Origin of the sequence: Nakamurella panacisegetis (assembly GCF_900104535.1) — a bacterium.
Classification (GTDB): Bacteria; Actinomycetota; Actinomycetes; order Mycobacteriales; family Nakamurellaceae; genus Nakamurella; species Nakamurella panacisegetis.
The window spans coordinates 1,688,917-1,701,829 of record NZ_LT629710.1 but is presented as its reverse complement, the minus strand read 5'-3'; the positions used below and the strand labels follow the sequence as shown (position 1 = coordinate 1,701,829).

8 protein-coding genes are annotated in these 12,913 nt (G+C 69.3%); 3 read left to right on the top strand and 5 right to left on the bottom strand.

The window, feature by feature from the left end:
- Positions 1-172 precede the first annotated feature (172 nt).
- The 4 genes from BLS97_RS07490 to metH all read right to left on the bottom strand — a co-directional run bounded on the left by BLS97_RS07490 (position 173) and on the right by metH (position 7,249).
- Positions 173-1,645 carry a sensor domain-containing phosphodiesterase gene (locus tag BLS97_RS07490; protein ID WP_157695270.1) on the bottom strand — a complete coding sequence of 491 codons (1,473 nt, stop codon included), beginning with the start codon at positions 1,643-1,645 and terminating at the stop codon, positions 173-175.
- A gap of 32 nt (positions 1,646-1,677) precedes the next feature.
- Positions 1,678-2,667: a DUF4397 domain-containing protein gene (locus BLS97_RS07485; protein WP_157695269.1), complete on the bottom strand. Its 990-nt coding sequence runs from the start codon at positions 2,665-2,667 to the stop codon at positions 1,678-1,680.
- A 226-nt stretch (positions 2,668-2,893) separates the two neighbouring features.
- Entirely contained in the window at positions 2,894-3,364 is a 471-nt protein-coding gene (locus BLS97_RS07480; RefSeq protein ID WP_090475433.1) for a nitroreductase family deazaflavin-dependent oxidoreductase, read from the bottom strand.
- 78 nt (positions 3,365-3,442) lie between these two features.
- Complete coding sequence (gene metH, locus BLS97_RS07475; protein WP_090475432.1) at positions 3,443-7,249, bottom strand: methionine synthase; 3,807 nt, start codon at positions 7,247-7,249, stop codon at positions 3,443-3,445.
- A 303-nt stretch (positions 7,250-7,552) separates the two neighbouring features.
- On the opposite strand from metH, the gene BLS97_RS07470 reads away from it, so the two are divergent.
- The 3 genes from BLS97_RS07470 to BLS97_RS07460 all read left to right on the top strand — a co-directional run bounded on the left by BLS97_RS07470 (position 7,553) and on the right by BLS97_RS07460 (position 11,175).
- On the top strand, positions 7,553-7,960 hold the full coding sequence (locus tag BLS97_RS07470; protein ID WP_197676458.1) for a YciI family protein: 408 nt from the start codon (positions 7,553-7,555) through the stop codon (positions 7,958-7,960).
- A 49-nt stretch (positions 7,961-8,009) separates the two neighbouring features.
- The gene (locus BLS97_RS07465) at positions 8,010-9,296 is read left to right on the top strand and encodes an RNA polymerase sigma factor (protein WP_231988404.1); all 1,287 of its coding nucleotides are present in this window, start codon (positions 8,010-8,012) and stop codon (positions 9,294-9,296) included.
- A gap of 364 nt (positions 9,297-9,660) precedes the next feature.
- Positions 9,661-11,175: a hypothetical protein gene (locus BLS97_RS07460; RefSeq protein WP_090475431.1), complete on the top strand. Its 1,515-nt coding sequence runs from the start codon at positions 9,661-9,663 to the stop codon at positions 11,173-11,175.
- Here the strand turns inward: BLS97_RS07460 and BLS97_RS07455 are convergent.
- The gene (locus tag BLS97_RS07455) at positions 11,172-12,896 is read right to left on the bottom strand and encodes a hypothetical protein (RefSeq protein WP_157695268.1); all 1,725 of its coding nucleotides are present in this window, start codon (positions 12,894-12,896) and stop codon (positions 11,172-11,174) included. The two genes, BLS97_RS07460 and BLS97_RS07455, sit on opposite strands and share 4 nt — an antisense overlap.
- Between the last annotated feature and the right edge of the window lie 17 nt (positions 12,897-12,913).

Below are 12,913 nucleotides of genomic sequence, written 5' to 3'. Positions count from 1 at the left end.
ACTCCAGGAACAGGTGGGCCGGCCGCCGGAACCGGGCGGCGGAGCATTCGAACGAACGCTCTGCCCGTATTGACGCCGCCCGGACCCGGGACCTTGTCATCGGTGATCCAGAACTTTTCGGCGCAGCACCTATCGGTCCACCCGACACCCCTGAACGGGATCGACCGCGTTGCTACCGGTGGATGATCCCGAGACAGTCCGGCACATCGACCGGGAACAGGGGCGCGGCGTACAGGTAACCCTGCCCCTGCGCGGCGCCGGACTTCCGCGCCCGATCGGCCTGCGCCGACGTCTCCACTCCCTCGACCACCGTGTTCAGTCCCAGGTCGGCCCCAAGGCCGAGCAGCGCGCGGAACACGGCTTCGCCCACGGCGGTCTCCGAGGCCGCCGTCACCTGTCGGTCGATCTTGATGCCGTCGATCGGCAGCCGGAGCACCTGCCCGATCGAGGAGAAGCCCATGCCGAAGTCGTCCAGTGCGACGCGGAAACCGCGCGCGCGCAGCTCGTGGAGGAAGCTGCGGTCGGCCGGATGGGCGGCCAGCGCGGCGGTCTCGGTGACTTCCAACGTCACCTGGGTCGGTGAGAGCCCGGCGTCCGTCACGCTGTCGGTGAGCCGGTCGACGCAATCCGGGTGGTCGAAGTGCCGGGCCGACAGGTTTGCGTTCAGCCGCAGATACGGCCGCCTGCGGGTCCAGCCCGCCACATGGGCCGCGGCCTGCTGCAGGACGGCCAGATCGAGGTCGATGATGACCTCGGAGTCCTCGGCCAGCGGCACGAACGCCTCTGGTGTCAACAGGCCGCGGGTCGGGTGCTGCCACCGGGCCAATGCCTCCAGCCCCTGCACCGTGCCGTCGACGAGCCCGACGACCGGCTGGAACACCGGAATAATCTCTCCGGCTTCGACGGCGGCGGTGAGCGCGGCGGTGAGTGCGGGTGTCCCGGCCGGCGTCGGTTCCAAGCGCCGCAGAAGTTCCAGCTGATCGCGGACCATCAGGGCGAGGGTCTGGAGTTCGCCGATCTGCCGGGCCGTGAACAGCCGCGGGACCGTGTCGAGCAGGCACAAGGTCGCGACGACGATCCCCTCCCGCCCGACGATCGGCACTCCGATGTACGACTGGATCTGCGGGAACACGCCGGGCGCCCGCTCGATCTGGCCCAACGTCGCGGGCACCCCACCGCGCACCACCGGGTCGCACAGGCTCTGGCTGCGCGGCGTGATTCCCAAGGGGGTCCCGACGGCCGCGATCGTGTGCTGATTGCGCATGTCGAGCACATTGACCTGGACCATCGGGAACTGGAACCAATTCCCGATCAGGCGCACCGATTCGTCGAGCGCTACCGAGTGGGTGGTCTTGTCGATGTAGTGGCGGGCCGAGGCATGCTGGCGGCGGCTGTGTTGAACCAGGTCCACCGTCAGCCTCCTCGCAACCCGCCGGACCTCTGCCGACGAGCACAACAGGCATCGCGACCTGACAGCGTCAGGTGAACCCTCGGACGCGCCCGGGGCCGGAACTGCCCCGTCTGGAAGCCGAGCGGCCGATGCCACATCGTTCGCGCACGACTCACCTGGTCGGTTCGTCGCCCGGCGATCGAAGGTTTGGCGCCACCACGGCGGAATGTTAACAACGGTCGCGATCTGTTGCATCGCCGCCCGACGTACGGGCCGGCACTCGGACATCAGCCCACCGGGACGACCACCACCCGTGCGCTGGTGAGATCTGCTCCGTAGAGGAACGCGTACTTGCCCTGACCGGCCGCGAGGTGTGAATCGAACGGTCCGAAGACCGGCCGGTCACCGCACGCAGCAGGAATGCCCTGATTCTCCTTCGGCTGATTCACCCGGACCGAGCTCCCCGGGGCCACCTGGTAGATCAGGTACTGGGTACCGCCGAAGAGGTCGACCGACGAGGACGACATGTCGTGCAGCGCCCCGGTGTAACCCATACCGCTGCTGTCCGTCTCGAAGTAGCGCAGGCATTGGCCGTCGGTGGTCGACGGGGTCAGGCCGGAGGAGTTGCCGGTGAGTCCGGCGCGTCCCTGCAGGGCGTCGGCGTCGAGCAGCAGGGCGGCCTGACCGGCCGGGACCTTGGGCAGGGTGACCTGGGTGAAGCCGCCCGGCTTGGGCTTGGAACCGATGTCGTCGGCCAGGACCCGCACGCTGCCGCCGCGGGCGCCGGTATCGGTCGGATCGACCGGCCCGACGACGAACGTCAGCTTCTGGCCGGGGCCGGCGTCCTCCCCCTGACTGATCAACTCGTCGGACTCCGCGGTGGCCCCGGCCGGGTAGAAGCTGAGCGTGTAGGGGGCGGCGGGGCCGGTCACCCCCTGACCCATCGGATCCGGCACCTCCGGTGCGAAATACGGGCTGACCTGGCCGTACGCGACGGTCGCGAGCCTGCGTCCACCGGTCGCGGGGGAGCCCGCCCACACGTCGATCGCGGTGCCGTCGGTCGCCTTGGGCGCCCGATAGGTGTTCACCACCCGCACCTGGAGGCCCAGCTTCACGGTGCGGTTCTTGTCGTACGTGCCGTCCGACCCGGCCCCACCGCCGGAGGCGCTGCCCGGCTCGGGGGTGGCCGAGGAGGAATCGGACCCGGCCGCGACGGGAACCGCGGTACCGGCTTCCCCGCCGCACGCGGTGATCAGCACGGTCGCCGTCAGGAGCACCGGGAACAGAGCGTAGGCCCGCCTCGATCGCACCGACTGGGCGACACCGGTCCGGGGCCGGCCGGAGCCTGGGGCCCGGCGGCTCCGGGGGGACGGCTCGGATGGCGCCGGAGGTTGAGCGGACGCGGAAACCAGGCGAAAGGGCATGGTGTGGGCTCCTCGGGGCGTGCGCGATGGGGGCGCAGGGCAAGAGCGTCGATCCGGTCAGGCAGATACATCGAGTCCGTCAACCGGTCGGGGTCAGCCGGAACACCTTGATGGTCCGGGTGGTCCGCTGCTCGTACAGCGCGAAATTCGGCCACACCCCGAGCAGCTCGCGCCAGAGCGCCGTCCGTTCCTCGCCCACCGCCAGGTGAGAGGTGAACTCGCGGGTGACGCCGCCGTAGGACAGTGACCCCCGTCCGGCGGCCAACAGGTTCAGGGCCCAGGCCGGTTCGGTGGGGCTCCCGAAGTTCGACCCGGCGACGGCGAATCCCCCGTCGACGGGGACACACAGCAACGGTGTCAGGTGGGCGCGGCCGGACTTCCGACCGGTCACCGTGAGCACCAGGTTGGGCAGTCCGGCGATCCGCAGCAGGGTCACGCGCCCACCGGACAGCCGCTGCAACCACAGGTCGACCCAGACGATCTGCGGCAGGTAGCGGGGCAGCCAGGGAATCCGGCCGATCCGAACCGCCAGCGGCGTCAACAGTCCCATCCGCGGGATGCTACGGAGCACCTGCCCCGGCCGGACCGCCGACCCACCTGCGGGTCGAGCGGCCGGCCGTGAGCGGCGCTACTCGTTGTCGGTGCGGTATCCGAGGTTGGGCGACAGCCAGCGCTCGGCCTCGTCGGTCGTCCAGCCCTTGCGCTTGGCGTAGTTCTCCACCTGGTCGCGGCCGATCTGCCCGACGACGAAGTACTGCGACTGCGGATGCGAGAAGTACAGCCCGCTGACCGCGGCGCCGGGCCACATGGCCATGCTCTCGGTCAGTTCGATGCCGGTGCGCTTCTCGACGTCCAGCAGCTCCCAGATCGTCTGCTTCTCGGTGTGCTCGGGGCACGCCGGGTAGCCAGGAGCAGGCCGGATCCCCACGTACCGCTCCTTGATCAGCGACTCGTTGTCCAGGTCCTCGTCCGGCTGGTAGGCCCAGAACTCGGTCCGCACCCGCTCGTGCAGCCGCTCGGCGAACGCCTCGGCCAGCCGGTCGGCCAGTGACTCCAGCAGGATCGCGCTGTAGTCATCGAGGGCGGCCTTGAACCTCGTGATGTGTTCGCCGATGCCAAGGCCCGCGGTCACCGCGAACGCTCCGACGTAGTCGTGCAACCCCGTGCTCTTGGGCGCCACGAAGTCGGCCAGGGAACGGTGCGGGACGCCCGGGCGGTGTTCGGTCTGCTGCCGCACCTCGTGCAGGGTGGTGAGCACCTCACGACGGGTCTCGTCCGTGTAGACCTCGATGTCGTCGTCGTCCACCGTGCTCGCCGGGAACAACCCGAACACGCCGGACGCCCGGAGCCACCTCTCGTCGATGATCTTGTCCAGCATCGCCTGAGCGTCGTCCCACAGGCGGCGCGCCGCCTCGCCCGACGCCGGGTTGTTGAGGATGTCCGGGAACCGGCCCTTCATCTCCCAGGCGTTGAAGAACGGCTGCCAGTCGATGTACTCGCGGAGCTCGGCGATCGGGTAATCGTGGAACGCCTTGACGAACTGCGTGGCCGTGGCCGACACCCAGTCGCCGTCGTGGTGCACGTCGGGCGCCTGCTGGGTGAGCAGCCGCGGCCGCGGCGGCCGGTAGCCGGTCCAGTCGATCGGGGTCTTGTTCGCCCTGGCCTTGTCGATCGGCAGCAGCGCCTTGGCCTCGCTCCGGGCCGCGTACCGCTCGCGCAGCGAGTCGTAGTCGGCTTCCACCGACGCCAGCAGCGCCGGTCGCTGGTCGTCCGAGAGCAGGGCCGCGACAACCGGAACCGACCGGGACGCGTCCTTCACCCAGATCACCGGGCCGTGGTACTTCTTGTCGACCTTCACCGCGGTGTGCGCTCGCGAGGTGGTGGCACCGCCGATCATCAGTGGGATGTCGAAACCCTGGCGCTCCATCTCGGCCGCGAAGTTCACCATCTCGTCCAGCGACGGGGTGATCAGGCCGGACAGCCCGATGACGTCCGCGTCGTGCTCCTTCGCGGCGTCCAGGATCTTCTGCGCGGGGACCATCACCCCGAGATCGATCACGTCGTAGTTGTTGCACTGCAACACCACTCCGACGATGTTCTTGCCGATGTCGTGGACGTCACCCTTGACCGTGGCCATCACAACGGTGCCGTTCGACGAGCTTCCGGTATCACCGTTCGCCGCCTTGCCCGCCTCGATGAACGGGATCAGGTAGGCGACCGCCTTCTTCATGACGCGGGCCGACTTCACCACCTGAGGCAGGAACATCTTGCCGGCGCCGAAGAGATCGCCGACCACGTTCATGCCGGCCATCAGCGGGCCCTCGATCACCTCGATCGGCTGGCCGCCCCGACCTTCGATGAGCTGGCGCAGCTCCTCGGTATCCGTCTCGGCGTAGTCGTCGATGCCCTTGACCAGCGCGTGGGTGATCCGCTCGTCCACCGGCAGCGACCGCCATTCGTCGTTGGCCGCCTCGATCTTCTTGCCGGCCCCGGCGAACTCGGTGGCGATCTCCAGCAGCCGCTCGGCCGCGTCGGGCCGCCGGTTGAGGATGACGTCCTCGATGGCATCGCGCAGCCGGGCGTCGACCTGGTCGTAGACGACCAGGGCCCCGGCGTTGACGATGCCCATATCCATGCCGGCGGCGATCGCGTGATAGAGGAAGACCGCGTGGATCGCCTCCCGCACGGCGTTGTTGCCGCGGAAGGAGAACGACACGTTGGAGACGCCGCCGGAGACCAGCGCGCCCGGCAGGTTCTGCTTGATCCAGCGCGTGCCCTCGATGAAGTCCAGCCCGTAGTTGGCGTGCTCCTCGATGCCGGTGGCCACGGCGAAGATGTTCGGGTCGAAGATGATGTCCTCGGCCGGGAAGCCGACTTCCTCGACCAGGATCTTGTAGGCCCGCGCACAGATGTCCTTGCGGCGCTGCAGGTTGTCGGCCTGCCCGTCCTCGTCGAACGCCATGACGACGATCGCCGCGCCGTACTTGCGGCACAGCCGGGCCTGCTCCTTGAACTTTTCCACGCCCTCTTTCATCGAGATCGAGTTCACGATCGGCTTGCCCTGCACACATCGCAGGCCGGCCTCGATCACCTCGAACTTGGAGGAGTCGACCATCAGGGGGACCCGGCTGATGTCCGGTTCGGAGGCGATCAGTTTCACGAAGCGGTCCATGGCCGCGACGCCGTCGATCATCCCCTCGTCCATGTTGATGTCGATGATCTGCGCGCCGTTCTCCACCTGCTGCCGGGCCACGGTCAGCGCGGCGTTGTAGTCGCCGTCGCGGATCAGGTTCCGGAACTTGGCCGAGCCGGTGATGTTGGTCCGCTCGCCGACGTTGACGAACAAGGACTCCGGCACGACGTTCAGCGGCTCGAGGCCGGACAACCGCAGGGCCCGGTCCCGGGACGGCGGGGTGCGCGGGACGACCCCGGCGACCGAGGCCGCCATGGCCCCGATGTGGTCCGGGGTGGTGCCGCAGCAACCCCCGAGCAGGTTGAGCAGGCCGCTGGTCGCGAACTCCTTGACGATGGCCGCCGTCTGGTCGGGGGCCTCGTCGTACTCGCCGAACGCGTTGGGCAGGCCGGCGTTGGGGTAGCAGGAGACGAAGCAGTCCGCGATCCGGGAGATCTCGGCCAGGTACGGCCGCATCTCGGCCGCGCCCAGGGCGCAGTTCAGGCCGATCAACAGCGGGTCGGCGTGCCGGACGGAATTCCAGAAGGCCTCGGTGACCTGGCCGGACAAGGTCCGGCCGGAGGCATCGGTGATCGTCCCGGAGATCATCACGGGCCAGCGGCGCCCGCGCTCCTCGAACAGGGTCTCGACGGCGAAGATCGCCGCCTTCGCGTTCAGGGTGTCGAAGATGGTCTCGATCAGCAGGACGTCGGCGCCGCCGTCGACCAGGCCGTTGGCCTGCTGCAGGTAGGCCTCGACCAGTTCCGTGTAGGTGACGTTCCGGGCCCCGGGGTCGTTGACGTCGGGGGAGATGGACGCCGTGCGGTTGGTCGGGCCCAGAGCCCCGGCGACGTACCGGGGACGGGTGGGGTCGAGCGCCGTCACCTCGTCGCAGGCGGCGCGGGCCAGCCGGGCCGACTCGTAGTTCAGTTCGTAGGCCAGCTCCTCCATCCCGTAATCGGCCAGCGAGATCACCTGGGCGTTGAACGTGTTGGTCTCGACCAGGTCGGCGCCGGCGTCCAGGTAGGCCCGGTGGATCGCGTGGATGGTGTCGGGCTGGGTCAGCGTCAGCAGGTCGTTGTTGCCCTTGAGGTCGCGGTGCCAGTCGGCGAACCGCTCGCCGCGGTACTCCGCCTCGCTGAAGGTGTGCCGCTGGATCATCGTGCCCATCGCGCCATCGAGAACAAGGATCCGCGACCGCAGCAGTTCGGTCAGCGGAGCGGTGGCGTCAGGGCGTAGATGCGGCGTGTTCGGCACTGGCATTCCTCAGGGTTACGGATCAGGCGGCCTCGGCGGGGCCCCACGGCGAGCGCTCGGCCCGGATGCGGACCGATGAGTCTCCGCCCAGAAGGTTACCCAGTCTGACAACGCAGGACGGAGGGTTGGATTCCGCGGGCGCCGGCCGCGCGGGTGAGGAGTCGCCGGAGAGGACCGAAAAAAGAATCGCCCGCGCCGTGTCGATTCGTCCGCGGCTCGTTCGACGCAGGGACAGACGCCAGAATCGAACCCGGGTCCCCGGGGAGACCGGCGCCTGATCACCACGTCCCGACCAACAAGGAGCACATCATGCGATTCCTCGGCTACACCATGGGCGACGACTCGGTCCCGATGGACCCACCCAGCCCCCAAATGATGGCTGAGATGGGCCGGTTCATCGATGAGGTGACCGCATCCGGCCACCTCATCGCCACCGGTGCGTTCAAGCCCGTCGCGTCCGGGACGACCAAGGTCAGCCTCCACGGCGGCGAGTTCACCGTCACCGACGGTCCGTTCACCGAGGCCAAGGAGCTGATCGGCGGCTGGGCGCTGACCGAGTACGACACCCTGGAGGAGTGCGTCGCCATGACCAAGAAGTTCCTCTCGATCGTGGGGGAGGGCGACACCACGATCCGGCAGATCTGGGGTGACGACGACTTCCCGACGGACTTCGACCCAGCGGCTCTGGAGGCCCACCAGGCGAACCCGCAGGGCTGATCGCGGCCGGGTGGTTGCCGGGCGCAGCGCGGAGTGATCTGATCGATCCGTGCCCGACGTCCGGCCCGCCCGGTCTACCCGCGTCACGATCGAGGACGTCTTCCGGTCGGAGTACCCGCGTCTGGTCGGCGCCCTGGCCCGGATGAGCAGCGACCTCGGCGTCGCCGAGGAACTGGCCCAGGACGCCATGGTCGCTGCCCTGGAGCAATGGCCCGTCACCGGGGTCCCGGCCAATCCGGGCGCGTGGTTGACGACGATCGGGAAGCGCCGCGCCGTCGACCTGTTCCGCCGCAATTCCCGCGAGCACCGGAAATTTGCGTTGATCAGTCGCGAGTCGGATCCGAAGGCGGAAGCGGTGACCGAAGACCCCGACGCCGCCCTGGATCACGATCTCGGCGACAACCTGCTCCGCTTGATGTTCACCGCGTGCCACCCGGTGCTGGGCCTGTCGGCCCGGGTGGCGCTGACTCTGAAAGTGGTCGGAGGCCTGACCACGGATGAGATCGCCCGGGCCTTCCTGGTCCCGGAATCCACCGTCGCGCAACGGATCGTCCGGGCCAAGAAGGCGCTGTCCACCGCCGCGGTGCCGTTCGAGGTTCCGCGGGGCGCGGACTTCCTCGAGCGGCTGCCGTCCGTCCTGCAGGTGGTCTACCTCATCTACAACGAGGGTTACTCGGCGACGTCCAGCGACGACTGGATGCGACCGGATCTCTGTGACGATGCGCTGCGCCTGGGTCGAACCCTGGCCGGGCTGCTGCCGTCGGAACCGGACGTCCTGGGTCTGGTCGCGCTGATGGAGATCCAGTCGTCCCGCCAGTCGGCCCGGGTCGGGCTGGCCGGTGAGCCGGTGCTGCTGCTCGACCAGAACCGGGCGGACTGGGATCGGTCAGCCATCACCCGCGGGCTGGACGCGCTCTCCCGGGCCGAAGGGCTGGCCCCGGTCCGCGGTCCTTACCTGCTGCAGGCCGCGATCGCCGCCGCCCATGCACGAGCGGCCACGGCCGAGGACACGGACTGGCGCCACATGGCCGACCTGTACACGGAACTCGCCGTATTGGTCGGCTCCCCGGTGGTGGAGCTGAACCGCGCGGTCGCGCTGGGCATGGCCTACGGTCCGCTGGCCGGGCTCGAGCTGGTCGACCAGCTGGTCGACGATTCCGCGTTGCCGCGCTACCACCTGCTGAACAGTGTCCGCGGTGATCTGCTGTACAAGTTGGGCCGGTTCGAGGAGGCCAGAGCCGAGTTCGAACGTGCGGCGCAACTGACCCGTAACGCCCGGGAACGGGAGATGTCGTTGGCCCGGGCCAGAGCCTGCGTGGCCGCCGAGCCCCGGTGACCCGCCTCGCCGAGAGTCATCGGTCAGACGCGCGTCCTCGGGAGACGGGAGGCGGGACCAGGCCCGCGCGAGTGCCCTGTTGTCCATCCGGACACCCAGGCCGTGCGGGCGTAGGGTCAGGGACGGAGTTCATCCCTGACGCCGTCAGGTTCCGGAGTCTTGAACTCCCCCAGGGCTCGAACCGTCCAGGTAGCCCGGTTGGTCCAGTAGCCGCCCCGCCGTCCGCCATTCGGCGTCACACACCGTGTTTGGGTGACCACCGGTCCGGGGGGTGTCCGTACTCGTCCGAGGATTCCCCTGGCGAGTCGTGGGTAGTGGTCATAGTTTTGTGACTGGCCACACTCCGGGAAGGGGGTGAGCGTGGATGACCGACGTCGACATCGACCGGGACAGCCCACGCTCCTCCCTGCGCCGAAATTGCGCTCGCGGTGCGGTACTTGCCGGGTTCGCCGCCGGCGCGTGGCTGGTGGGGTCGATAGGGTCGACCGCCGCCGCCGAAACGCCGACGTCCCCCCCGCCTCCGGTGCCGGTGGTCGCCGGACTGCTGGGCGCCGTTCACCAGGCGGTCGACCCGGTGACCTCGAACATCCGCGTGGTGTCCGCAGCACTGGATGCCGTGGCTCCGACCTCATCGAGCAAGTCCAACTCGAAGCCGACACTGCCGGCCCCGATCGAGAAGGTGACCGACAAGGTCGTCATCCCGGTGGTCAAGGCGGCGACCCCGATCGTGGTCAAGGCCGCGGCCCCGGTGGCGGGGGTGGTCAAGGCGGTGGCCCCGGCGGTCAAGCCGGTGGTGAAGACCGTGACGACGGTGGCGCGGCCGGTGGTGAAGACCGTGACGACGGTGGCGCGGCCGGTGGTGAAGACGGTGACGACGGTGGCGCAGCCGGTGGTGAAGACGGTGACCACGGTGGCGCAGCCGGTGGTGAAGACGGTCGCCCCCGTTGTCCAGGTCGTGGCACAGCCGCTGGTCAAGCCGGTGAAGGCAGTTGCGACAGCGGTGAAGCCCGTTGTCGCTGCGGTCACCCCGATCGCTGACGCCGTCAAGCCGGTGACCACCGCCGTGGCTCCATTGGCCGGCACAGTCACCGAATCATTGAAGCCCGTCACCGATGCGCTCGCGCCGCTGGTGAACCTGCTGAACCCGATCGTCTCCGCCGTCGCGCCGGTGACGGCCCCGGTGGTCACCGTGCTGAACCCAGTGGTCACCGTGCTCAACCCGGTGACCACTGTGTTGGATCCGGTCACCACCGTCTTGACGCCGGTGACGACCGTGCTCGATCCAGCGACCGCGCCAGTCACATCCGTGTCGCCGGTGACATCGGTATCGCCGGGCGTGACGGTGCTGTACCCCGTCGCCGACGGTTCGCATTCGATCGCGACGGCTTCGGGCCCGAAGTCATCTGCGGCCATCGCGGTACATCTGACGGTGCCGAGGCCGACTACTTCGACGATCCCAGCCAGCCATGGCGCGTTCATCGCCCCGCGGATCGTCCCCTCCGCCCCGTCGAGGGTCACCTCGGCAGCAGCTGGAGGCTCTTCCGCATTCATCGCGCAGACCCGGACGGCGCACCCGGATGTCGCGGCGACGTCGTCCGAACGGGCCTCCCGCACCTCGGCGGTCGACGGTCGGGTGTCCCGCGCGGTGTCCCCCGGGCGGGTCAAGGCCCCGTCGACGCCGGCCCCAGCGGCGCCCGGCTCCTCGACCTACGGCGGCTCGACCGGCGGTTCCAGCGGCTCTGGTGGTGCCTCGCCGGGTGCGGCTGACATGTCCTCCACCGCTGATTTCCCGCGGTTGACCCTGCTCGCGGCGCTGTCCCAGTCGGACGACGCGCTGTTCGCGACCCTGGCCGATCGGCCGACGTTCTCCCCTGATTAGCGGTCCCCGTAGTCACCCGTGATCCATGCCCTCGGGCGGATCGACGCGGTGCTGCGTGCGGCCTCCGCCCCTGCGGACGCCGCTGTGTGGACCGGTTGTCCAAGGACTCCATCAGGGAGAATTGTCATGAATACCTGGCTCAGAACAGGGCTGCGCGTAGCCGTCCTCAGCGGCGGATTCTTCGCCATCGGCGCTGGAATCGCCTCCGCCGAAACCCCAAGCACACCATCAACGCCGCCGGCCGGCGGCATTCCCGCCGTCGTGCAGCACCTCATTTCCCTTCCGGTCAACGTCTCCGGGACGTCGGTCGGCGTTCTCGGTTCGTCGAAGTCCGGTGGTGGTACGGCGGCGGTCTCGAGTGGCAAGTCGTTGGTGTCGGCTCCGGTGAATGTGTCGGGGACGTCGGCCGCGGTGCTCGGTAGGTCCTCGTCGTCGGGTGGGTCGTCGAGTGCGGCGGTGCCGGCGAAGAGCGGGTTGGTGTCGGCCCCGGTCAACGTCTCCGGGACGTCGGTCGGCGTTCTCGGTTCGTCGAAGTCCGGTGGTGGTACGGCGGCGGCTTCGAGTGGCAAGTCGTTGGTGTCGGCTCCGGTGAATGTGTCGGGGACGTCGGCCGCGGTGCTCGGTAGGTCCTCGTCGTCGGGTGGGTCGTCGAGTGCGGCGGTGCCGGCGAAAAGCGGGTTGGTGTCGGCTCCCGTGAACGTGTCGGGGACGTCGGCCGCGGTGCTCGGGAGGTCGACTTCCACCCCTGCGGCGTCGACCTCGGCCTCCGCGACCACGACGTCGGACCCAGCGGCGCCGACGAGGAACCCGAGCGTGGTCTCGGTGCCCGTGACGGTGACCGGGAACTCGGTGGCGGTGGCCGGCAAGGCCACCTCGTCGAGCCCGGCGCCGACCGCGGCGAAGCCGACCGCGACTTCTTCCGGCGGGGCGTCGGGCGCTCTGGTCAGCGTGCCCGCCACCGCTTGCGGCAACAGCGTCGGGCTGGTGGGCCAGGCGACCACGAACTGTGGTTCGTCCACGGCGAGCCCTGGCCCTTCGCTCGTGTCGATCCCGGTGACCGTCTGCGGCAACGCGGTCGGCAACGGCTCCTCAAGTTGCTCGGCCCCGTCCGCGACGCCAGCTGCTTCGGGTTCGGCCACCTCTCGTCCGGCCGTGACTGTCCCGGTCACGGTGACCGGCACCTCGGTCGGCCTCCTCGGTGACGCCACGTCCAGTTCGTCTGGCCCAGCGCGGTCCGGCTCCGGGTCCCTGGTGGACGTCCCGGTGACCGTGTGCGGCACGTCGGTGGGCGTTCTCGGCGCTACGTCGAGCAACTGCGGGAGCACCACGGGTGCAGGCACGTCGACCGGTACGGGTGGCCAACCGGCCACCAGTGCTAACTCCTTGGTGAACGTCCCGGTCACCGTCTGCGGTACGTCCGCCGGCGTACTGGGTACATCGTCGGCCAACTGCGCCGCCGCCGTGACGCCGGCGCCGGGCGCTGGAACGCCCGGCAGCACCGCCCCGACCGGCGGCAGCCTGGTCAACGTTCCGGCCAGTGTGTGCGGCACGTCGGTTGGAGTACTCGGCACCTCGACGTCCGGCTGCACCGGGACCGCGCCGACCGGCGGCGGTCTGGTCAACGTCCCGGCCAGTGTGTGCGGCACGTCGGTTGGAGTACTCGGCACCTCGACGTCCGGGTGCACCGGGACCGCGCCGACCGGCGGCGGTCTGATCGACATTCCGATCTCGGTGTGCG

What these genes read in the sequence shown, in the direction of transcription:
- BLS97_RS07490 (WP_157695270.1), bottom strand. Translation starts at nt 1,645, where the DNA reads ATGCAACAGATCGCGACCGTTGTTAACATTCCGCCGTGGTGGCGCCAA.
- BLS97_RS07460 (WP_090475431.1), top strand. Translation starts at nt 9,661, where the DNA reads ATGACCGACGTCGACATCGACCGGGACAGCCCACGCTCCTCCCTGCGC.
- BLS97_RS07480 (WP_090475433.1), bottom strand. Translation starts at nt 3,364, where the DNA reads ATGGGACTGTTGACGCCGCTGGCGGTTCGGATCGGCCGGATTCCCTGG.
- metH (WP_090475432.1), bottom strand. Translation starts at nt 7,249, where the DNA reads ATGCCAGTGCCGAACACGCCGCATCTACGCCCTGACGCCACCGCTCCG.
- BLS97_RS07455 (WP_157695268.1), bottom strand. Translation starts at nt 12,896, where the DNA reads ATGTCGATCAGACCGCCGCCGGTCGGCGCGGTCCCGGTGCACCCGGAC.
- BLS97_RS07470 (WP_197676458.1), top strand. Translation starts at nt 7,553, where the DNA reads ATGCGATTCCTCGGCTACACCATGGGCGACGACTCGGTCCCGATGGAC.